Origin of the sequence: Nocardiopsis akebiae, from assembly GCF_018316795.1 — a bacterium.
GTDB lineage: Bacteria > Actinomycetota > Actinomycetes > Streptosporangiales > Streptosporangiaceae > Nocardiopsis > Nocardiopsis dassonvillei.
In genome coordinates this window covers 2,555,343-2,577,329 of sequence record NZ_CP074132.1, presented here as the reverse complement: position 1 = coordinate 2,577,329, position 21,987 = coordinate 2,555,343, and the positions used below count along the sequence as shown (strand labels likewise).

16 protein-coding genes and 1 other RNA gene are annotated in these 21,987 nt (G+C 74.7%); 7 read left to right on the top strand and 10 right to left on the bottom strand.

The features are described 5' to 3' along the window. Positions 1-42 precede the first annotated feature (42 nt). A complete protein-coding gene (locus tag KGD83_RS11135) occupies positions 43-1,974 on the bottom strand; it encodes a PH domain-containing protein (RefSeq protein ID WP_212643700.1) in 1,932 nt (643 codons plus the stop codon). Beyond that, positions 1,974-2,546: a PH domain-containing protein gene (locus KGD83_RS11130; protein WP_394358105.1), complete on the bottom strand. Its 573-nt coding sequence runs from the start codon at positions 2,544-2,546 to the stop codon at positions 1,974-1,976. The genes KGD83_RS11135 and KGD83_RS11130 overlap by 1 nt, the downstream gene beginning before the upstream one ends. 214 nt (positions 2,547-2,760) lie before the next feature. Here KGD83_RS11130 and KGD83_RS11125 point away from each other — a divergent pair, with 214 nt between their 5' ends. Together KGD83_RS11125 and KGD83_RS11120 are read left to right on the top strand one after the other, a co-directional pair. After that, positions 2,761-3,735, top strand: coding sequence for an ATP-binding cassette domain-containing protein (locus KGD83_RS11125; protein WP_212643698.1), 975 nt, complete (start codon positions 2,761-2,763; stop codon positions 3,733-3,735). Then, positions 3,732-4,565: an ABC transporter permease gene (locus tag KGD83_RS11120; protein ID WP_212643697.1), complete on the top strand. Its 834-nt coding sequence runs from the start codon at positions 3,732-3,734 to the stop codon at positions 4,563-4,565. The genes KGD83_RS11125 and KGD83_RS11120 overlap by 4 nt, the downstream gene beginning before the upstream one ends. A 175-nt stretch (positions 4,566-4,740) precedes the next feature. Here the strand turns inward: KGD83_RS11120 and KGD83_RS11115 are convergent, their stop codons facing one another. Further along, on the bottom strand, positions 4,741-8,022 hold the full coding sequence (locus KGD83_RS11115) for an AfsR/SARP family transcriptional regulator (protein ID WP_212643696.1): 3,282 nt from the start codon (positions 8,020-8,022) through the stop codon (positions 4,741-4,743). 303 nt (positions 8,023-8,325) lie between these two features. On the opposite strand from KGD83_RS11115, the gene KGD83_RS11110 reads away from it, so the two are divergent. The 3 genes from KGD83_RS11110 to KGD83_RS11100 all read left to right on the top strand — a co-directional run bounded on the left by KGD83_RS11110 (position 8,326) and on the right by KGD83_RS11100 (position 14,432). Then, complete coding sequence (locus KGD83_RS11110) at positions 8,326-8,982, top strand: YbhB/YbcL family Raf kinase inhibitor-like protein (protein WP_212643695.1); 657 nt, start codon at positions 8,326-8,328, stop codon at positions 8,980-8,982. Between the two features lie 352 nt (positions 8,983-9,334). Beyond that, positions 9,335-11,725: a hypothetical protein gene (locus KGD83_RS11105; RefSeq protein ID WP_212643694.1), complete on the top strand. Its 2,391-nt coding sequence runs from the start codon at positions 9,335-9,337 to the stop codon at positions 11,723-11,725. 340 nt (positions 11,726-12,065) lie between these two features. Next, complete coding sequence (locus tag KGD83_RS11100) at positions 12,066-14,432, top strand: SulP family inorganic anion transporter (RefSeq protein ID WP_212643693.1); 2,367 nt, start codon at positions 12,066-12,068, stop codon at positions 14,430-14,432. On the opposite strand, the gene KGD83_RS11095 is transcribed toward KGD83_RS11100, so the two are convergent. The 6 genes from KGD83_RS11095 to KGD83_RS11070 form a co-directional block, all read right to left on the bottom strand. Further along, positions 14,381-14,530, bottom strand: coding sequence for a hypothetical protein (locus KGD83_RS11095; RefSeq protein ID WP_013153920.1), 150 nt, complete (start codon positions 14,528-14,530; stop codon positions 14,381-14,383). The two genes, KGD83_RS11100 and KGD83_RS11095, sit on opposite strands and share 52 nt — an antisense overlap. Before the next feature lie 373 nt (positions 14,531-14,903). Beyond that, positions 14,904-15,289, bottom strand: an RNA gene (gene rnpB, locus KGD83_RS11090) — RNase P RNA component class A. Between the two features lie 52 nt (positions 15,290-15,341). Further along, entirely contained in the window at positions 15,342-15,983 is a 642-nt protein-coding gene (locus tag KGD83_RS11085) for a histidine phosphatase family protein (RefSeq protein WP_212643692.1), read from the bottom strand. Further along, a complete protein-coding gene (locus KGD83_RS11080; RefSeq protein WP_212643691.1) occupies positions 15,980-16,741 on the bottom strand; it encodes a zinc ribbon domain-containing protein in 762 nt (253 codons plus the stop codon). Before KGD83_RS11080 ends, KGD83_RS11085 begins: the two co-directional genes overlap by 4 nt. Positions 16,742-16,839: 98 nt before the next feature. Then, entirely contained in the window at positions 16,840-17,703 is an 864-nt protein-coding gene (locus KGD83_RS11075) for a Nif3-like dinuclear metal center hexameric protein (RefSeq protein WP_212643690.1), read from the bottom strand. 53 nt (positions 17,704-17,756) lie between these two features. After that, positions 17,757-18,719, bottom strand: a complete 963-nt coding sequence (locus KGD83_RS11070; RefSeq protein WP_212643689.1) for a helix-turn-helix transcriptional regulator — start codon at positions 18,717-18,719, stop codon at positions 17,757-17,759. 62 nt (positions 18,720-18,781) lie between these two features. On the opposite strand from KGD83_RS11070, the gene KGD83_RS11065 reads away from it, so the two are divergent. Further along, the gene (locus KGD83_RS11065; RefSeq protein ID WP_212643688.1) at positions 18,782-20,185 is read left to right on the top strand and encodes an FAD-binding oxidoreductase; all 1,404 of its coding nucleotides are present in this window, start codon (positions 18,782-18,784) and stop codon (positions 20,183-20,185) included. Positions 20,186-20,429: 244 nt separating this feature from the next. Continuing rightward, complete coding sequence (locus KGD83_RS11060; RefSeq protein WP_212643687.1) at positions 20,430-21,293, top strand: deoxyribonuclease IV; 864 nt, start codon at positions 20,430-20,432, stop codon at positions 21,291-21,293. A 19-nt stretch (positions 21,294-21,312) separates the two neighbouring features. Here the strand turns inward: KGD83_RS11060 and KGD83_RS11055 are convergent, their stop codons facing one another. Continuing rightward, positions 21,313-21,972 carry a winged helix-turn-helix domain-containing protein gene (locus KGD83_RS11055; RefSeq protein ID WP_212643686.1) on the bottom strand — a complete coding sequence of 220 codons (660 nt, stop codon included), beginning with the start codon at positions 21,970-21,972 and terminating at the stop codon, positions 21,313-21,315. Positions 21,973-21,987 lie beyond the last annotated feature (15 nt).

Here is a 21,987-nt window from a genome sequence, read left to right as displayed (position 1 = left end):
CCGCGGGGAGGGGTCGGACGCACGGTGCGGCCGACCCCTCCCTCACGTGTGCTCCGGTCCGCGCGGGTCCCGCCGCGCGGACCCGGCCTCCGGCCCGGCCCCCTGCGGGCCGACCAGGAAGGGGCGCACCATCTCGGGGGTGACCCGGGCGGCGAAGGCCACCGACTCGTCGAACGAGGCGTCCTGCGCGGTGTAGCCGCCCGCGCCCGCGCCGACCGTGACCTGGAGGTCGGCCAGCGAGGAGGGGCGCTGGAAGAGGGTCTGGGTCCAGGACCAGCCGATCACCGCCGAGTGCTCCACCGTCGCCTGGGAGCGGCGCAGCGACCCCGAGCGCACGCTCACCCGTTCGCCGTCGTGGCCGTGGCCCAGGGAGCGGTACCGGTCCACGCCCAGGGGCACGCCCAGCACCGCCAATGCCGCGGCCGCCCAGGCCAGCCACGCCGCGTCCACGGCCAGGGCGACCGCCAGGATCAGCACGAACGGCCCCGAAGAGCGGGTCAGACGACGATGGAGCGCGGCGCGCGGATGCCGGTCGAGGCCGCCCCGGTACCGGGCCAGCGCGCGGTCCACGACGTCATCGACCACCGCGCGGGGCCCGATCGGCAGCAGCACCGCGCGGTTGGCGGTGTCGCCCAGTCCGGTGACGATGGCGCGCAGGCGCACCGCTCCGCGCAGGCGTTCGAGGGGGTTGTCCAGTAGCTCGTACCCGCGGATGCGGCGCTTCTCCAGCGTCACGCTGCGCCGGGTGAGCAGCCCCCGCTCGGCGACCAGGGAGCCGTCGCGCTCCCTCAGGGTGAAGCCCCAGTGCGTGAGCGCGTAGGAGACCACGGCGAACACCGGCATCAGCAGCACCAGCACGCCGGCGAAGAGGGCCGCGGACAGCAGGATCAGGCTGTGGTCGGACGTGGTCACCCAGTCCACGGCGTAGTCGGTGGCCAGTTCCCCGGCGGTCTGCTGGACCATCCCGAACAGGGTGGCCAGGACCGCGAACGGGGTGAGCAGGTACCCCAGGCTCAGCGTCCCGTACAGGTACCACGAGCGGGGCATGGCGAAGTGGGTGACGGTGTCGTCCTCCACGGAGGGCCCGGGCGCCTCCCCGGGTTCCGGGACGCCCTCCCGCGTGCCGGGCCCGCCCGGCACGGCGGGTGAGGCGGCGGCCCCGGCCCCGTGACCGGTGAGCACCGCCCTGCGGTGCAGCAGCACCCGGCGCAGGCGGTCGGCCTCGCCCGCCGAGACGGCGTCGAGCTTGCCGTCCTCGGTGGCGCCCGCGGAGCCCGCGGCGGCCTCGACGCGGACCACGGCCACGCCCAGCAGCCGGTGCAGCAGGGTGCTGGTGACGTCCACGCCGCGCACCCGCTCCAGCGGAATCGTGCGCTGGGAGCGGCGGAGCAGGCCCCGGCGGATCTCCAGTCGGTCCCCGGCGACCTCGTAGCGGGTGGTGCGCCAGGTGACGATCCCGCCGACGAGCAGTGCCACGACGGTCGCTCCCGTGGCGGCGAGCACCCAGGCGTTGAACCCGCCTAGCACCAGCCCGGCGGCGATCGGCACCAGGAGGCCCCTGAGCTGGTTGATGGGGCCCACGACCACGCTGCGGGGGCTGAGGCGGCGGGCGCGCTCGGCGCCGAAGGCCTCCGCGCCCCCGCCGTCCTGCCCGCCCCACCAGTCGCGGGGGCCGTCCGAAGGTTCCGGCCCCGGCTCCCGAGGCGCCTCGGCGCCGGGGTCCTGGAACGCGTGCGCGCCGGAGTCGGGGGGCGTGTGAACACCGGGGTTCCGGGGCGCTCCGGGCCCGGGGTCACGCGGCGCGTGGGCGTCAGGGCTCCAGGGCGGCCGGGGGTCGGCGGCCGGGGGTCGGTCGGCGGTCTCCCCCGTGCCCCGGCCCGAGGACGCGGGACCGCTTCCGGGGGCGACCCAGCCGCCCCGGTCGTCGGGGTCGGCCGGGTCCGGCGGGCCGTGGTGTCCGGCGTGTCCGTCCATCAGGTCGCGTCGTCCCGCAGCGTGCCGGCGCGCACGGCCAGTTCCTCGCTCAGCAGTCGCGCCTCCTCGGCGTCCAGCCCCTCGATCGTGGACGAACCGGCGTAGGAGGCGGTCTGCACCTCCAGCGTCGCCACGCCGAACAGGCGCTCCAGCCACCCCTGCGTGTGGTCGACCGTCTGCAGGCGGTTGACCGGGACCAGCTGCCAGGAGCGGCTGACCCAGCCCGCCCGGGTGTAGATGACGTCCCCCGCCACCTCCCAACGGTGCACCCGGTACCTCCACGAGGGGACGACGGCGATCTCGACCAGGGCGTAGAGCGCGTAGACCCCCGGCAGCAGCCAGGCGTTGTCCCGCGCCCACGGCGGGATCCACGTCCAGCCCAGCGACGAGACCGCCCAGGCGACCGCCGACAGCAGGAGCAGGAGGAACACGCTGGCGAACAGCAGGCGCAGGGTCCACACACCGATCGCCCGGCCGCTCACGCGGCGCAGCGGCGGGCGCAGCCGCACGGGCGCCTCGGGTCCGGGCGTTCGCGGCGGCTCCTGGGGGCCGGGGGTTGCGGGGGTGTCCATCACGCGCACGAGTCTAGGGCCTCACCCCGCTACGCCGCGGGCCGCGGAGGCGACGGCGGCGGCGTCCGCGCGGGCCGCAGACGGAACGAATCCGCCGCCCGGCACGCGCTGACACAGGCGCCCGTTTCCTGAGGGTTTCTCCGTCGTGCGCTGTCAGCGTTCTGTCAGACCGGTTGGTCAGACTTGACAGCAGACGTTGACATCTGGAGGAGCGATGACTGACGCCATCCGCGCGGAGGGCCTGGTCAAGCAGTTCAAGGGCAAACGGGCCCTGGACGGCGTGGACCTGAGGGCCAGGACGGGGGCCGTGCTGGGCGTCCTGGGACCCAACGGCTCCGGGAAGACCACGACGGTGCGCATCCTGGCGACCCTGCTGCGCCCCGACGGGGGGCACGCCGAGGTGGGCGGCTTCGACGTGGCGCGCCAGCCCCACGAGGTGCGCCGCCTGATCGGGCTGACCGGCCAGTACGCGGCGGTCGACGCAGACCTGACCGGAACCCAGAACCTCGTGCTCATCGCCCGGCTGCTGGGCTTCGACCGGGCCGGGGCGCGGGCGCGCTCGGCGGAGCTGATGGAGCGCTTCGAGCTCTCCGACGCCGCCGGCCGCCCCGCCAAGACCTACTCGGGCGGCATGCGCCGACGGCTGGACCTGGCCGCGAGCCTGGTCGGCCGCCCGTCGCTGCTGTACCTGGACGAGCCGACCACCGGCCTGGACCCGCACAGCCGCAACGGGCTGTGGGACGTGGTGCGCGGGCTGGTAGACGACGGTGTGACCGTCCTGCTCACCACCCAGTACCTGGAGGAGGCCGACCAGCTGGCCGACGACCTCATGGTGCTCGACCACGGCCGGGTGATCAGCGAGGGCACGCCCGAGGAGCTCAAGAGCCGGGCGGGCAACCAGGTGCTGGAGGTGCGCACCGTCGAGACCGGGCAGCTGTCCCTGACCACCAGGATCATCGAGGCGGTCACCAGCACCCCGGTGTCCTCCGACGGGCTGCTGGCAAGCGTCCCGGTCACCGACTCGGCGGTCCTGCCCGAGGTGGTGCGCCGCCTGGACGAACAGGGCGTGGCCGTAGCCGAGCTGTCACTGCGCAAGCCCAGCCTGGACGAGGTCTTCCTCGCCCTGACCGGGCACGGCGCCGAGGAGGAGGCCCCCCGGGGGGCCGTTGACGAAGGGACACCGGCATGAGCGCCGTGACGACCCGGACGCCGTCGACGCGGCCGGAGGACGCGCCGACCACCCCCAAGCGGATCAGTCCGCTGATCACCGTGCGCAACGGCCTGCAACTGGCCACGCGCAGCGTGCTGAAGATCAGGGCCAACCCCGAAGAGGTCTTCGGGCTGATGTTGCAGCCGGTCATGTTCGTGACCCTGTTCGTCTTCGTCTTCGGACAGGCGATGATGGGTGACTGGCAGACCTACCGCGACTTCCTGATGCCCGGCATCATCGCCCAGTCGGTCATCTTCGCCACGCTGGGCACCGGCTTCTCCCTGAGCGAGGACGTGGAGAAGGGCATCTTCGACCGGTTCCGGTCGCTGCCCATCGCCCGCTCGGCCCCGCTGACGGGCGCCATCCTCGGCGACCTGGTCCGGTACTCGATCACCGTGGTGATGGTGCTGGTGGTGGGCCTGGCCATCGGCTTCCGCCCCGAGGGGGGCGTGGCGGGCGTGGTCGTGGCGGCCGCCCTGGTGCTGCTGTTCGCGTTCGCCCTGTGCTGGATGTCGGCCTTCATCGGCATGATCGTGCGCACCCCCATGGCGGTGCAGGCGTTCGGGATGATCCTGATGTTCCCGCTGACCTTCAGCAGCTCGGCGTTCGTCAGCCCCGACGACATGCCCAGCTGGCTGCGGGTGGTGGCCGCCAACAACCCGGTCACCCACGTCGTGGACGCCATGCGCGCCCTGATGCTGGGTTCGGGCGATGCCACCGGCCCGGTGCTGTGGACCGTGGTGTGGGCCGCGATCATCACCGCGGTCTTCTTCCCGCTGGCCGTGTGGGCCTACCGGCGCCGCACCTGAGCCGCTCCCAATGAGACCCCCTCGCGCGGCCGCCCCGGACACCCCGGGGCGGCCGCGCGCCGTTCGGCGGCGCCCCCTCCGTGCGGGGGACGGCCTCCGGGCCGCGCACCCGCGCCCCGCCGGAGCGCGAACGCCCCGCCGGGAGCGCAACGCCGCGGGCACCGCGGCCGAGGGGTCAGGGGTGCTCCGCACCACCGGGCGCGTCCCCGGCCAGCCAGGCGTCCACGAGTCCGTGGACCCGGTCGGCGCTCACGTCCCGGACCCCGGCGAGGACGAGGCCGTACTCCCGCTCGCCCAGCTCCCGGAGCGCGCTCTCGCGGGCCCGCACCACCAGGGGCGTGGCGGTGTCGGGCATGCCGCGCAGCACCTCGGCGCAGGCCAGCAGCCAGGCGCCGCGCCGCGGGTCGTCTCCGACGGCCAGCACGGCGAAGGTGTCCAGGACCTCCGCGCACACCGGGCCCAAGCCGTGGTCGGCCAGCCGCCACGCGAGCCGGGCCTGCTCCCAGGCCTCCCCGGTGTCACCGGCCCTCCAGGTGACGGTGGCGTACAGGGTCCGCCAGCCCGCCTCCACGTAGACGGGCGAGAACCCGCCCAGGCCCTTGAGGTCCTCGCCGACCCGCTCCAGGACCGCGCGGGCCGCGTCCGGCTCCCCCGCGTCCCGCAGCCACTGGCCCTCGGCCAGGCGCAGCAGCACCATCTGCTCCCTCTCCACGGGCCGCTCAGAGCCGAGGAGCTCCCACAGGTCCGCGCGCGCGGCATCCAGGTCGCCGATGTCGGTGAGGACCTGGGCCCGGCGGACGCGGAACATCCAGCCCAGCGCCTCCAGCCCCGCCTCCTCGGCCCTGCGCACGCCGAGGGTGAGCAGGTCGCGGCAGCGGTCGAGGTCCTCGAACCGGTACAGGTCCACGACATGGACGAGCGCCTGGCACTCGCCCCAGGTGTCGCCGCACGCGCGGAACCGCTCCAGGGCGGCGTTCGCGCGCTCCATGGACCGCCCGGTGCGCCCGTTGACCGCGTCGAACAGCGACAGCAGCACCCCCACGAGGGCCCGCATCCACGGGTCGGCCTGGTCGGCCGCGACGGCGAGGCGTTCGTGGGCGGCTCCGGTCGTCCCCTCCAGCAGCGCCCTGTAGACCAGGCCGTAGACGAGCATGTGGTGCTCCTCCAGCCGCTGACCCGCCTGTTCCAGGACGGCCTCGACCTCGCGTATGCGCTCCAGCACCGTCTCGTGGTCGGTGGTCGTGTCGGCCCGCTGCAACAGGCAGCTGGCGTAGGCCACGGCGCGCCCCTCGGGCACCCGGTCGCCGACCATGTCCAGGACGGCCACGGCCCAGTGGTGGAGCTGGCGCCAGGAGCCGCACAGGGTCCAGTACCACTGGGTGCACTCGACCAGGTCCAGGGCCAGCGCGCGGTCCCGGCGCTCGACGGCCCAGCGCACGGCGGCGCCGCAGTTGTCGGCCTCGGCGGCCAGGCGGGCGAGCAGCTCCCCCTGGCGCGGGCCGCGCAGCAGCGGGTCGGCCCAGCGCCACAGGTCGCGGACGTGGCGGGCGTGCGCGTCGCGCACGCGCTCCTCCTCCCCGCTCTGCGCCAGGCGTTCGGCGGCGTAGGCGCGCACGGTCTCCAGTTGCCGGTATCGGGGCGGGGTGTCGTCACGGTCGGGGTTGTCGGCGATCACGAGGGACTTGTCGACCAGGGCGAACAGGACGGTCCACGCGTCGTGGCCGCCGATCTCCCCCTCGGTGCCGGGGTCGGCGCAGACCCGTTCGACGGCCTCCAGGGTGGCTCCCCCGGCGAAGATCGACAGGCGGCGCAGCAGGCGGCGCTCGGGTTCGTCGAGCAGATCCCAGCTCCAGTCGACGACGGCGCGCAGGGTGCGGTGGCGCGGCAGAGCCGACCGGGCGCCCCCGGTGAGGAGCCGGAAGCGGTCGCGGAGCCGGTCGGCGAGCTGGGCGGTGCTCATGGAGCGCAGGCGCGCGGCGGCCAACTCCAGGGCCAGCGGCAGGCCGTCCAGCTCGCGGACGACGCGGACGACGTGGGCGACGTTGTCGGGGGTGACGCGAAAGCCGGGGCGCACGGCGGCGGCGCGTTCGGCGAACAGGACGACCGAGGAGCAGGCCGCGGCCCGGTCGGCCGGGGCCCCCTCGGGCGGCATGTCCAGGGAGGGGACGGTCAGGAGCTGTTCGCCGGGCACGCCCAGGGGTTCGCGGGAGGTGGCCAGGATCCGCAGGCCGGGGCAGCGGGCCAGCAGCGTCGCCACGGCGGGGGCGACCTCCTCGACGATGTGCTCGCAGTTGTCCAGGACGAGGAGGACGGGGCGGTCGCCGACGAAGGAGACCACCCGTTCCAGGAGCGGGACGAGTGCGGCGGGCGAGGCGGGGGCCGCGGAGCGCGCCTGGAGCACGGCGTGCTCGCGCAGTTCCAGCGCGGAGGCCAGTGCCTGGGGGACGTCCGCGCCCGTCCTGGAGGCGAGTTCGACGAACCAGCCGCCGCGGGAGAGCAGGGAGGGCGACCGCGCGGCCAGCGCGGAGGCGCTCTCGACCGCCAGGCGGGTCTTGCCCGCGCCGCCGGGGCCCAGCAGGGTGACCAGGCGCTCGCGGGTGAGCAGGTCGACGGCGGTGTCCACCTCGGTGTCGCGCGGGACGAAGCTGGTCAGGGAGGCGGGCAGGCGCAGGGGCGGGGCCGGGGTCGGAGGCGGGGAGGGCTCGGCGGAGGGGGGCGCGTCGAGTTCGCCGCGCAGGAGCCTCAGGTGCAGGTCGCGCAGTTGGGGCGAGGGGTCGAGGCCCAGCTCGTCGGCCAGGTGGGAGCGGAAGCGCTCGTAGGCGGCCAGGGCGTCGGCGGTGCGGCCGGTGGCGGCCAGCGCGCGCACGAGGAGCGCGAGGGGGCCCTCGCGGTGCGGTTCGCGTCGGCACAGGGCCTCCGCCTCGGGCAGGACCTCGGCGTGCAGTCCCAGGTCGGCCAAGGCGCTCAGCCGGTCCTCCAGGGCCGCGCGGCGGGTCTCGGCCAGGCGCAGCGCCGTGTCCTCGGCCAGGCCGCGGGCGGTCAGGTCCGAAAGGGCCGGTCCGCGCCACAGGGCGAGGGCCTCGCCCAGGTCTCGGGCGGCGTCGGCGGCCCTGCCCGCGGCGAGCCCGGCCCGCCCCCGTCTGACCAGGGACTCGAACTCGGGCAGGTCCACCTGTCCGGGCTCGACCGCCAACCGGTACCCCGAGGCGTCCCCGTCGATGCGCGCGCCCTCGCCCAGCGCGCGGCGCAGGCGGGAGACCAGGGCCTGGAGGGCGTTGCCCGCCGACGCGGGCGGGCTGCCCGCCCAGACGGCGTCGGTGAGCTCGTCGTTGGCGACCCGCTGGCCGGGCCGGAGCAGGAGGAGGGTGAGCAGCGTGCGCAGGCGAGCGCCGCCGATGGCGACGGGCCGCCCGGTCGCGTCGTGGACCGCCAGGGGCCCGAGGATGGAGAACCGCACCGACCCATGATCACCGATCGTACGGACGAACGCTCTCCGTGAGGGGCCGTCCCCGGCCCGTTCTCGCCGGACCGCGACCGGCGGGCCCCGGACGCGGGCCGCGGCGTCGCGCGCGGGAGCGCAGTGGCGCGGACGGGAGACCGAACGCCCGCCCGACCGCAGTAGGGTTCGCTGGGGAACGTGTCGTCGGCGCCCGCCCGCGGAGCCGCCCGTTCCCCGCCGGTCCGGCGCCGGGTCTCCTCCGAGCGCCGCACCCGCGTCACCGAGATGTTCGCCTCCACGGCCCGAAAAGCAGGAGTCCCATTGTTCCCGGCCCTCCCCTTCCCCCGGACCACCGGTGCGCCGCGTGCGGCCCGCCCGTCCCCCGGTACGCGCGCCGGCGCGGTGGCGGCCGGGGCCGTCGTGGCACTGACCACGGGCTGCGGGATCCTCTCGCCCGCGCAGAACGGCGACATGCCCGACGACATCAACGTCACGAGCCCGCTGATGCAGGAGGGCGAGCCGCTTCCCGCGGCCTACTCCTGCGAGGGCGAGGCCGAGACCAGCGCGGAGGGCGGGGACGGCACGGGCGGCGCCGAGGACCCCGAGGAGGCACAGCAGGCGTACTCGCCGCCGCTGAGCTGGTCGGGGCTTCCCGACGAGGCCGGGTCGATCGCCCTGGTGATGGACGACCCGCAGGTGGCGCAGGTGTTCTGGGTGGTCTACGACTTGGACCCCGAACTGGTCGAGCTGCGCCAGGACACCGTTCCGGCCGACGCCAAGCAGGGCCAGAACAGCATCGGCGAGTCCGCCTACGACCCGCCCTGCCCGGAGCCCGACGAGGCCTACGAGTACCGGTTCACCGTGTACGCCCTCCGGGGCCCGCTTGACCTGCCCGAGGGCGCGGCGCTGAGCGCCTCGCTGGAGGCGATCGCGGACCAGGCCGTCGCACGCGGTTCGCTGGTCACGCGCAGCGAGTGACGTAGCTCACCGCGGGCGCTGCCTCCGGAACGGCCCCGGACGAACCGACGGATCCGGGGCCACGGTGATTCCTGGAGGAAGCTCCCGTAGCCCTCTGCACACGGAGCACGACAACGCATACAGTGGGTCTGTGCCCCCGCCCCATTTCAGATGACCGATACTCGTCCACTCGCCGCGCGGCGCCCTGACCCTAAACCGCACCGGACCGCCTGCGTCCCCCCGCGAGCGCAGGCCGGACCCACCGGATCACCGCGGTCCCCGGAGGTCACCGCCTCCCCTCGACCGGCCTCCTCCCGGCCGGCCACCGGTGCGACCCGGGCGCGGCCGACCTCCCCAAGGTAGTGCGTACACCATGACCGTCACCGTCATCATCATCATCGCCGTCATCGTCGTGCTCGCCGTGCTCGTGCTCCTGCTGCTGGGCATGCGCGCGCTGAGCTCCGGCTCCCGCGAGGACGACTACGACGACGAGTACGAGCACGAGGACGCCGAGGGCGACGACCGCGACGAGGAGCGGCCGCGCGGTCGCGGGCGCGGTCGGGAGCGGGCCCGCGGCGGGGGCCGGGGCCGCGACCTCGACGAGGACGACGACGAGGAGCAGGAGCCGCGCGGACGCGGCCGCAGGTCCCGTCCCGGCGGCGGCGCCAAGGCGGAGCGGCGGCCACGGAGCAGGCGCAAGCTCGACGCGGACTGGGACGACGATGACGACTCCCTGTCCGACAACGACTTCTGGTCCAGCCTGGGCGAGGACGGACCGGCGCAGCGGCCCTCCGGTGCGCGGGACGGGCGCGGGGACCGGGACTCCGCCGTCACCGTGACCGCCCACGAGTACGAGGACGACGACTATGACGACGGGTACGGGGACTACGAGGACGAGGAGGCGTCCGGGCCCCCTGGAGCCACCACGGTGATGCCCGCCGCGGGAGGCCGCGGGAGCGGCGACCCCTCCGCCGACCTGGCCGTGCTGGCCAGCCTGGGCCAGGGCAGCGGCCCCCGGCCGGCGGAGGACGACGCGGAGGAGCCGTCGCGGGGCCGGGGCCGCAGGCGGCGCGGGGCCGAACCGGTCGGCGAGGACGAGCGCGCCCTGCCGCCGGGGGCTCCGCAGCGTTCCGCGCTTCCCCCCGCGCGGGAGGCCACGCCCCCGCAGGGCGTACCCCAGCCCTCCCAACCCGCCGCACCGGCCGCACCGGCCCCGGACGACCCCCTGGGCACCGGTTCGTGGTCGCCCCGTTCCTCCTACACGCCCTCCTCCACCGATCCGCTGGGCTCCAGCACCGGCGCGCACGACCCGCTGGGTGCTTCGTCCGGCACGCCCGACCCGCTGGGGTCCTCCCCGGGACGCGACCCTCTCGGCGGTTCCGGTTCCGTTCCGTCGACGGGGGACCCGTTCCAGGGCCGCTCGTCCTACGACAGCGGGTCGATGAACCGCTCGGACTACCCGGGGACCGCCGGTGCGCGGAGCGCGCCCCCCGCCGATCCGCTCGACCCGGCGTTCCAGCCCCCGGCCCCGGACACCGGCACGAGTTCGCCGATATGGTCCAGCATGGACACCGGCGCGCACCAGCGCTCCGAGCTCGGCTTCGGCGGCGGACAGGGCGGCTCGGGCACGGGTCAGACCCCTCCGGGCGGCGCGGGCGATCCCGCCGACCCCCTGAGCGGCGGTTACCGGCCGCGGCCTGAGACGTCCCACACCACCGGCGCGCACCAGCGCCCGGCCTACGACACGGGGTCCCACCAGCGTTCGGCCTACGACACCGGCGCCCACCAGAGGTCCTCCTACGACACCGGAGCGCACCAGCGCTCCTCCTACGACACGGGCGCCCACAGCCACGCCGACTACGGCGTGCCCGGCACCGGACGACCCGAGTACGACACCGGCGACCACACCCGCCCCTCCTACGACACCGACTCCTTCAACCGCAACGACTACGACACCGGAACCCACCACCGCTCCCCCTACGACAGCGGGACGCACCAGGGGCCCTCCTACGACACCGGGGCATACCGGCGCTCCCCCTACGACACGGGCGCCCACAGCCACGCCGACTACGGCGTGCCCGGCACCGGACGACCCGAGTACGACACCGGCGACCACACCCGCCCCTCCTACGACACCGACTCCTTCAACCGCAACGACTACGACACCGGAACCCACCACCGCTCCCCCTACGACACCGGCGCCCACAGCCGCCCGGCCCAGCCGGACCCCAACCCCCCGCTGTGGGGCGCCCAGGAGGACGGCGGCGCCTTCGGCGCCCCGGGCGTCCACGGGGGTCCCGGCTCGGCGGGTTTCCCGGGCGGGGCCGCGGGCACCGGAGTCCCGGAGACTCCGGTGCCGTTCGACCCGGGGGCGGTCGGCCAGCCCGCCTACCCGTCCGCGTTCCCCGGTGAGGCCCCCGGGTACCCGCAGGGCGGTTACCCGACGGGCGGCTACCCGGTGGACCAGGTGCGCGGGGACGCCCCGGCGGGCTACGGCGAACAGGCCCCGTTCGGCTACCCGGCCGCGGACCCCGGCGGCTACCCCGGCGCCCCGGGCGGCTACCCGTCCGGCGGCCAGCCCCAGCAGCCGCAGCAGCCCGGCTACGGCGGCTTCCCGCCCGCTCCGGACTGGCGGTCCGGTGAGGAGGAGCGGCACCCCGGCGGGCCGCAGGCGCCGGGCCCGTACCCGGCCGACCCGCACGACCCGCACGGCCACGGCCGCAACCGTTACGAGGGCGGGTACGAGGACGGCCGCTTCATCTGATCTTCCGGACGTCCGCAACACGCGGTAGCGCCCCTTTTCCGGCCCCCTGGTCGCACGAGAGGTACATCACTTCACACCCCGAGGCGGTGGACGAACCCACCACCTCGGGGTTTTCTCTGTCCGGGTTTGTCCTCAGGACATGTGAAGACAGGAAAATGGTTACCAAGCGAACCACAGACCGTAACACTCCGTGGCGGATACTGGCTACAGTTGGTAGCGCGAAGGACACCCTCAGGAACGTCCTCTCGTCCCGCGTCTCCACGCACGCCCCCCGATCCGAACACCGCAGTCCCCGTGCGCCCACGCATCACTTGCCTGGTCCAACCCGAACGGAGTAACCATGCGCAACGACGCCCAGGGAGTCACGCCCGAGAGGTCGCCCACGGCCCCACCCGGGCAACGTTCCGACCGCCGCAGGGGGATCGCCGCCGACGTCGGCGCCTCACTGGTGGTCTTCCTGGTCGCCGTCCCCCTGTCCCTGGGGATCGCCGTCGCCTCCGGCGCCCCCCTCATCGCCGGGATCATCGCCGCCGTGGTCGGCGGGATCGTCGCCGGACTCGTCGGCGGATCCGTGGTCCAGGTCAGCGGCCCCGCCGCCGGTCTGACCATCATCGTCGCCGACCTGGTCATGACCTACGGCTGGCGGGTGACCTGCCTGATCACCCTGCTGGCCGGGCTGGTCCAGCTCGCCCTCGGCGCCTTCCGCATCGCCCGGGCCGCCCTGGCCGTCTCCCCCGCCGTGGTGCACGGCATGCTCGCCGGGGTCGGCGCCACCATCGCCCTGGCCCAGCTGCACGTGGTCCTGGGCGGGGAGCCGCAGAGCTCGGCGGTGGCCAACATCGCCGACCTGCCCCACCAGATCGCCAACAACCACACCCCGGCCGTCGCGGTCGGCGTCATCACCATCGCGATCATGTTCACCTGGAACAAGCTGCCCTCCATCGGGCGGCTGCGGCCCGCCGTGGTGCCCGCCGCGCTGGTCGCCGTGGGCACCGCGACCCTCATCTCCACCACGAGCGGCTGGCAGGTGCAGACAGTCGTCCTGCCCGGCTCCTTCGCCGACGCCTGGAACGGCCCGATGCTGCCCGAGGCCGGACAGTGGGACGGCATCGCCCTGAGCGTGGCCGCCGTGGCCATGGTCGCCAGCGTCGAGTCCCTGCTCGCCGCGATCGCCGTGGACCGCATGCACAGCGGCCGCCGGGTGATGCTCAACCGCGAACTGTGCGGCCAGGGCGCGGCCAACACCATCAGCGGCGCCCTGGGCGGGCTGCCGGTGGCCGGTGTGATCGTGCGCAGCACCACCAACGTGCGGGCCGGAGCGCGCAGCCCGCTCTCGACCATCCTGCACGGCGTGTGGATCCTGCTGTTCGTCGCCCTGTTCGCGCACGTGGTCGAGCTGATCCCGATGCCCGCGCTCGCGGCGCTGCTGGTGTTCATCGGCGTGCAGATGGTCTCGATCGCCCACCTGCGCGACCTGCGCCGCCACCACGAGGCCAGCGTCTACCTGGTGACCCTGTTCGGCGTGGTGTTCCTGGGGCTGCTGGAGGGCGTGTTCATCGGCTTCGGACTGGCCATGATCGTCTCCCTGCGCAGGCTCACCAAGCTGACCGTGACCACCGAGGAACGCGACAGCCGGGTGCACATCACCGTGCACGGCTCGCTCACCTTCCTGGGCGTGCCCCGGCTCGCGCACGTGCTGCGCACCGTCCCCGCGGGCTCACGGGTCGACCTGGACCTGCACGTGGACTTCATGGACCACGCCGCCTTCGAGGCCATCCACGCCTGGCGGGTGGACCACGAGCGCACCGGCGGCAGCGTCGACATCGACGAGGTGCACGAGAAGTGGTACACGCACAGCTCCAACCGGTCCGCGCCCGCCGCCAAGACCGCGCCCGGCGGCCTGGCCCGCTGGTGGGCGCCCTGGGACATGCGCGGTGACGGCGAGCGCGAGGTGAACGCGCTGGGCCTGCTGTCGGCCGGCGCCCGCGAGTACCACTCCAGCACGGCCGGCCGGATGCGGTCGGTGATGAGCCGCCTCTCGCACGGCCAGAACCCGACCGCGCTGTTCATCACCTGCGCCGACTCGCGCGTGGTGCCCAACCTCATCACCGCCAGCGGGCCCGGCGACCTGTTCACCGTCCGCAACATCGGCAACCTGGTGCCTCCGCGTGAGGCCACCGACGACCAGTCGGTGGGCGCGGCGATCGAGTACGCGGTGAACGTGCTGCGGGTGCCCTCGATCGTGGTGTGCGGCCACTCGCACTGCGGCGCGATGCAGGCGCTGATGGACAAGGCTCACCTCGAACCCGGTGAGGTACAGACCTCGCACCTGCGCGGCTGGCTGTCCAACGGCTCGGAGAGCCTGGCGCGGGCTGGCGGGGAGTCCGGCGCCCTGACGGGCCTGCCCGTCGCGGAGGCGCTGCGCCGGCTGTCCCAGGCCAACGTGGAGGAGCAGATCGGCAACCTCATGAGCTACCCGGCGGTCCGCGAACGGGTGGAGGCCGACGAACTGACCCTGACGGGGATGTACTACGACCTGGAGACGGCGAGGGTGCACCTCCTGGACGCCGGAACGGGGGAGTTCGTCCCCGTGCAGGACGTCCAGGACGTGAACGACCCCGTGCCCCACCCTAGGACGGATGCGGACCACGGGGATCAGCTGGTGGAGGAGTCCTCGTCGGGCGCGTCGTCGCGTCCGTCCTGCTGAACGCCTGAGGCCTGGTAGGAGGCGAGCAGGACGATCACCACGATGGCCACGACCGGCAGACCGAAGAGAGCCACCCAGAAGGCGGTGGAGTCGAACAAGAGTCACCCATTCCCGTGAACGCGGATGCCCGCTGGGTCCGACCCCGGACGTCGGCCCACGGGCGTACGCGCTCCGGAGTTCGCCCGGGGTAGGGAGCGCAGGGGCCAATCTATCGGTGCCCACGGGCACGGGGCCATCACCGGCGGGCTGTAGGACTGTACCCGTGCCCCAGGAGCTGCCCCTGGGCTCCGGGCCGACCCGCCGACACGCGGGGGCCGCGGCCTCCGGCACCGCGCCCGGGGGCCGCGCCGCCGCAACACCACGGGTGGGCCCCACCGTTCCGCTCCTGCGGTCCGGGTGGTCCCTCAGAGCAGACGGGGAGCGAATACGGCCGTCTCCCCCGCGCTGCGCCGCTGGTCAGGAGGGTGTGTGAGGGGGAGTCGGCCGGTAAGCCGGATTCTGTCGGTTCCGAGGAACCGGGCGGCCATCCATCTGGGACCGCCGTTGCCGACGGCCTCGGTGCGGTCTACCCGCGGACTCGGGCGGGCCGCCCTCGAACATCCGCGCGGGAACCCGAAGGCTCCCTTTTTGACCTTGCTCCGGGTGGGGTTTACCGAGCCGACCGGATCACTCCGGCCGCTGGTGGTCTCTTACACCACCGTTTCACCCTTACCACCGCGAGCGGTGGCGGTCTGCTTTCTGTGGCACTGTCCCGCGGGTCGCCCCGGGTCGGTGTTGCCGACCACCCTGCCCTGTGGAGTCCGGACTTTCCTCGAACACGCGCACCAGGCGCGGTCCGCGACCGCCTGGCCGACTCCCCTCGCCGCCCATTCTACGCCCGCCGCGGCGGCCCCGCTCCCCCTCGGGACCTCACTCCAGGTGGGCGGTGTCGTTGAGGGAGCGCACCACCATGGGCCCGTCGGCGAACACGTCCACCTCGGTCAGGCAAGCGGTGTCCAGGTGCATCCTGTACAGCGCCTCCAGCGGGGCGAGCAGGGCCTGCTGCACCAGCGCCTTGATGGGGGTCACGTGGGTGACCAACAGGACGGTGCGCCCCCGGTGCCGCTCGACCAGGTCCCGGCGGGCGGCGGCCACCCTGCGCGAGGCCGCGGCGAAGCTCTCCCCGCCGGGCGGCGCCGTCTCCGGGTCGGCCAGCCAACCGTCCACCGCGGCCGGGGCCTGCGCCCGTGCCTCGGCGAACGTCATCCCCTCCCAGTCGCCGAAGTCGGTCTCGACGAACCCCTCGTCGATCTCCACCGCCAGCCCGAGCGCCTCGGCCGCGTACGCCGCGGTGTCCCTGGTGCGGCGCAGCGGGGAGGACACCACCGCGTCGAAGGGCCGCGGGGCCAGGCGGCGCGCGACCGCCCTGGCCTGCGCGTGCCCGTCCCCGGTCAGCGGGATGTCGCCCCGGCCCGCGAAACGGCGCTCCACCGACAGCGGCGTCTGCCCGTGCCGCAGCAGGACGAGCCGGGTCGGTGCGGTGTCGGGCGGCGCCCCCCAGCCGGTGCTCACTGCTCGGTCCGGCCGCCCAGCCCCGACTCCTCGGTGCGGACCAGGATGCGGCGGCAGTCCTCGCAGCGCACGACCTCGTCGGCGGCCTGGGCGCGGATCTCGTTGAGCTCGACGGTGCTCAGCGCGAGCTTGCAGCCCCCGCAGCGGCCGTAGCGCAGCGGCGCGGCGCCCACACCGCCGTACTGGGCGCGCATCTTGTCGTAGAGGGCGAGCAGGTCGGCGGGGATCTCCCCGGCCACGCGCTCGCGGTCCTGGGTGGCCCGGGTGCGGTCCCACTGGATCTCGGCGGCGGCGGTGTCGCGGCGGGCCACGACCTCGGTGTGCTCGGCCACGACGCGCTCGCGCTCGGCGGTCAGGCGGGCCACAGCGGCGTTGAGCTCCTCGGCGCGCTCCATCACCTCCAGGACGATCTCCTCCAGCTCGGCCTGGCGGCGGCCCAGCGAGGTGATCTCCGACTGGAGGTTCTGGAGTTCCTTGGCGTTGGTGATCTGCCCGGACTCCAGGCGCTTGGCGTCCCGGTCGGCGCGCGTGCGCACCTGGTCGACGTCGCTCTCGGCCTTGCGCTGCTGGCGTTCGACGTCGGAGACCCCGGTCTGCGCGGTGATCAGCTCGCTGTCGATCTGGTCCACCCGCTCCTTGAGCCGGGCCGCCTCGGCGACCTCGGGCAGGGTGCGCGCCCGGTGGTCCAGGCGCTGGAGGTCGGTGTCCAGGTCCTGGAGGGTGAGGAGTCTGGCCTGTGCGGCGGGTTCGGCTTTCACGTGTGACGTCTCCTGTGATGGCTGGGGAGGGCGAGTACGCCGCCCGCGCTCTACTCTGTGCAGTTTGGTCGGCGGTCCCGCGGGGCCCGTGGTCTCTGTCAGACGTGCGAGACGGCCTGTGACCAGGCGTCCGTGACCGTCGTCGAGACGCGGACCTCCACGTTAGCCCCATCCGGGCCGCCCGCGCGCCCGAGTGCGTCGACCAGGTGGCGCGCACCGTCGGCCAGCCAGGGCCACTCGCTGGCGAAGTGGGCGGTGTCGACCAGGGCGGGACCGCCCGGGTTCTCCACGAACTCCGAGGCGGGGTGGTGGCGCAGGTCGGAGGTGACGAACACGTCCACGTCGGCGGCCCGGGCCGCGCCGAGCAGGGAGTCCCCCGCTCCCCCGGACACCGCGACGGTGCTCACGAGGCGGTCCGGGTCCCCCGCGACGCGGATCCCGGCGGCGGTGGCGGGCAGCCCGCGGACCACCAGCTCGGCGAACTCGCGCAGGAGCACCGGCCGGTCCAGGGCGCCGATCCGGCCGATGCCGCGGCGCCCCTCGGGGTCGGTGGCGTCGGGGTCCAGGGGCCGCAGCGGCCCGGTGACGCCGACCGCGCGGGCCAGGGCGTCGGATACGCCGGGCGAGGCGGTGTCGGCGTTGGTGTGCGCGGTGTACAGGGCGGTTCCCGACCGGATGAGCCGGTGCACGATCCGCCCCTTGGGGGTGTCGGCGGCCACGCTGGTGACACCGCGCAGCATCAGCGGGTGGTGGGTGATGATCAGGTCGGCGCCCCAGGTCAGGGCCTCGTCGACGACCGCGTCGACCGGGTCGACTGCGAACAGCACCCGCGCGACCCGTTGCGCGGGGTCGCCCGCCACCAGCCCGACCGCGTCCCAGGAGGCGGCCCACGCGGGCGGGTAGACCCGCTCGAAGGCGGCGGTCACGTCGGACAGGGTCAGGTGCGCGGAATCGGTGTTCACGGCCCCGACCCTAGCGCTCCCGCGGCCGGTCGCGGGCCACGGGCGGTTGCGGTTCACGGGCGGGACAGGCGCGCGCCGACGTTCCGCAGGCGCTCGGCGACCCCGGGCGGGGCGTCCAGCGTGAAGGGGACGCCCAGGGCCAGGGCCGCCGCCGTGTACTGGCACACCAGGTCGAGGGAGTCCGCGCTGATCCGGATCCGGCAGCGCTGGTCGTCCAGCGGCTCGACCCGGCCGGGCAGGGGGCCGTGGAAGCGGCTGAGGAAGGCCTCGGCGGACAGCTCCAGGGTCAGGTGCGCGGTGTGGCTGTAGACGCCCGCGGCGAACAGGCGGGTGAGGAAGGCCGCCGGGTCGGGCGCGGGCAGCGGCCTCGGCTCGAAGCGACGGTGCGTGGGGCGCGGGCCGCCGACCCGGTCCACCCGGAAGGTGCGCCAGTCGTCGCGGTCGGTGTCGTGCGCGATCAGGTACCAGTGCCCGCCGTGGGAGACCAGGTGGTGCGGCTCGACCCGGCGCCCGCGGACGTTGCCCTCCCGGTCGCGGTAGTCGAAGTCGGTGACGGCGAGGTCGCGGCAGGAGGAGGCCAGCACCCCCAGGACGGAGGGGTCCACACCGGGGACGTCGGGGTGGGGCACCGCGCTGGTGGCACCGCCCACGGCGGCCAGCCGGGGGCGCAGGCGGGCTGGCAGGACGCGTTCGAGCTTGGCCAGGGCGCGCAGCGCGCTGTCCTGGAACCCGGTGGCGGTGGCCAGGCCCAGGGCGATCGCCACGGCCTCGTCGTCGTCCAGCAGCAGCGGGGGCAGGTCCCGTCCGGAGGCCAGGCGGTAGCCGCCCGCCACGCCGGGCGTGCCCTCCACCTGGTAGTCGAGCCCGCGGAGCCGTTCGACGTCGCGGCGCAGGGTGCGGGCGCTGACGCCGAGCCGCTCGGTGAGCTCCGCGCCGCTCCACTCGCGCCGGACCTGGAGCAGGGACAGCAGCCGCAGCAGTCGCTGCGGCATCTCCCGGCGTACGGACTCGCCCATGAACGCAGACTGCCAGAGATCGCGGCCACGTTGTGACCGCGTGGGTTCCTACGGTGGCCGGCATGAACGAGAACACGGGCACCAAGAGCACGATGAGCGACACGGACACGATGCGGGAGCTGGCCCGGCGGGTGGGCGGACCGGTGCACGCGCCCGGAACCGACGCCTACGACGGGGCCCGCACCGGAACGCAGCTGCTGGACCGGCACCGGCCCGACGTCGTGGTGGAGCCGGTCGACGCCCGGGACGTGCGCGCCGCCGTCGCCTGGGCCTCGGAACGGGGCCTGCGGGTGACGGCCCAGCTGACCGGGCACGGGCTCGGCGCGGGCATGGCGGGCGGCGTCCTGCTCGCCACCCACCGCATGGACGGGGTTCGGGTGGACCCCGACCGCGGCACGGCGTGGGTGGAGGCCGGGGCCACCTGGCAGACGGTGCTCGACGCGGCCGCCGAGCACGGGTTGGCTCCCCTGTCGGGCAGTTCCCCCGCCGTGGGCGCGGTCTCCTACACGCTCGGCGGCGGCGTGGGGCTGCTGGCCCGCCGGTACGGGTTCGCCGCCGACCACGTGCGGCGCGTGGACCTGGTCACCGCCGACGGCCGCCTGCGGCAGGTCACCGAGGAGGGCGAGCCGGACCTGTTCTGGGCGGTGCGCGGCGGCGGCGCGGGCGCGTTCGGCGTGGTCACCGGCATGGAGATCGACCTGTTCCCGGTCTCGCGGATCTACGGCGGGAGCCTGCTCCTGGACGCCGGAGCGGAACCGGGGGCGCTGGAGGCCTGGCGGCGGTGGGCCGAGTCGGCGCCCGAGGAGATGACCTCGGGGGTCTCCGCGATGGTCTACCCGGACATGGAGGGCGTGCCCGAGGCGATGCGCGGCCGCCAGGTGGCCCAGGTGTCGGTGGCCTGGTCGGGTTCCCCGGAGGAGGGGGAGAAGGTGGTGGAGCCGCTGCGCTCGGCCGCCCCGGTACTGGCGGACACCCTGCGCGAGATGCCCTACGGCGAGTCGGGCGCGGTCTTCGACGAGCACCGTGACCGGGCGGGGTTCCGCGGCCGCAGCGTGCTGGTGGACCGGTTGGACGCGGAGGCGCTGGCCGAACTGACCCGGATGACGGGCGGGGCGCCGTTCTTCTGCGTGGTCTGGCTGCGCCACCTGGGCGGGGCGCTGGCCCGGAAGCCGCGGGTCGCCAACGCCGTCGGGCGGCGGAACGCCGCCTACGCGCTGACGGTGCTGACCTTCGCCGATACCGGGGACACCGAGGGGATGCGCGACCTGCGCGAGCGGGCCGCGGCGCTGTTCGGGCCGCACGCGGTGGGCCGCTCGTTCACGCTGGGATTCGGGCCGATGGAGGAGGACGAGGTCCGCGAGGTCTTCGACGAGGACGACCGCGCGCGGCTAGCCCGGGTCAAGGCCGGGTACGACCCGCGCGCGGTGTTCCACTCCAACCGGCCGATCCCGCCCGGGGGCTGGTGACCGGGGCGCGACCCGCGCCGAACCCGCCGCCGGGAGCGGTGAACGCTCCCGGCGGCGGCACCGGCCGCGCAGCACCGCGGCCCCCGCCGGACGACCTTCCACGGGAGCGGCGGCCCGGCCGCGCACGCTGACCCGCGAAGCGCGGAGGGACAGCTCGGGGACGCCCAGCCGTCCCGGGCGGGCGGACCGGTGTGAGCACCGGCACGGACCGACGGCTCCGACCGGCCTCTAGGCTGGTTGGGCTATGGAGAAGAGCGAGCAGCAGCGACCCCCGTCCCCGGTCGGCGCACACGTCCCGGTCGCGGGAGGCATGGCGGACAAGGGCCTGGCCTACGCCGAGGAGATCGGCGCGGAGGCGGTCCAGGTCTTCGTGTCCAACCCGCGCGGGTGGGCGACCAACGGCGGAGACCCCGCGCAGGACGCGCGGATGCGCGAGCGCGTCGACCTGCCCGTGTTCGTGCACGCCCCCTACCTGATCAACCTGGGCACCCCCAGTGAGGAGACCGCCGAGAAGTCGGTGCGCTCCCTGGAGCACGCGCTGCGCCGCTCGGCCCAGATCGACGCGCTGGGGGTGGTCGTGCACACCGGTTCGGCCGTCTCCGGCGGGCGCGAGGCGGGCCTGTCGCGCACCCGTGAACGGCTGATGCCGCTGCTGGAGAGGCTGGGCGAGGACGTCCCGCCGGTGCTGCTGGAGCCGATGGCCGGTCAGGGCCAGGTGCTGTGCGCGACCATCGACGACCTGGCCGCCTACCTGGAGGTGCTGGAGTGGCACCCGCGCGTGGGCGTGTGCCTGGACACCGCGCACATGTTCGCCGCCGGGCACGACATCTCCACGGTGGAGGGCATGCGAGCGGCCCTGGACCGGTTCGGCGAGGCGGTCGGCGCCGACCGGCTGGGGGTCGTGCACTGCAACGACTCCAAGGCCGCGTGCGGCAGCTGCAAGGACCGGCACGAGAACATCGGCGCCGGGCACATCGGCGCGGAGCCGTTCGGCGAACTGTTCCGCCACCCGGTGAGCGCCGGTGTGCCGCTGATCCTGGAGACCCCGGGCCCGGCCGGTCCGCACGCCGCCGACGTGGCCGCGCTCAAGAAGCTGCGCGAGGCCTGAGGGAGGGTCGTCGGGGCGGTCAGTCCCGTTCGGCGGCGCTCCCCTCCGACCTGCCCTCGGCCTCGGGCAGGACCGGGAAGAGTGCGGTGTCCACCTGGACGACGTCGGTGTCGGGGTGGCTCTCGGGGGTCCGCCCCTGGAAGCGCCTCCCCCACGAGCCGAGGAAGTCGTTGAGCGCGTCGGCGAACTCGGCCGCCTCACCCGGGGTCATCCGGGCGTGGCTGGTGGAGTCGTTGGCGGCGTCCTTCCACCTGCGCACCGCGGGCAGGTCGGGACTGTCGGAGACCAGTGCGGTCCAGTCCCGGAACCGTTTCTGCTTCTGCTGGTAGAGACGGCCGAGGACGGCCTGGGCGGCGATCCGGGTCTCGGGGTTGCTCAGGAACTCGTGCCCGGACATGCTCCAGCCGCCGGGCCGCATCCGCCACCAGCGCTCGCGTCCGCCCGTGCGTCCCGGTTCGTTGTCGATGAACCCGTAGCGCGAGAGTTGACGCAGGTGGTAGCTGGTGGCGCCGCTGCTCTCCCCCAAGCGCTGGCCCAGGATGGTGGCGGTGGCCGGGCCGTTGAGCCTGAGCTCGTCCAGCAGGCGGGCCCGCAGGGGGTGGGCCAGGCCCCGCAGGGCCTGGGCGCTGACCCGCATCTGCTGGTGGGAGTCGGCGGGGACGTCGGCGTCGTCGGTCATGGCCCTCACCGTACT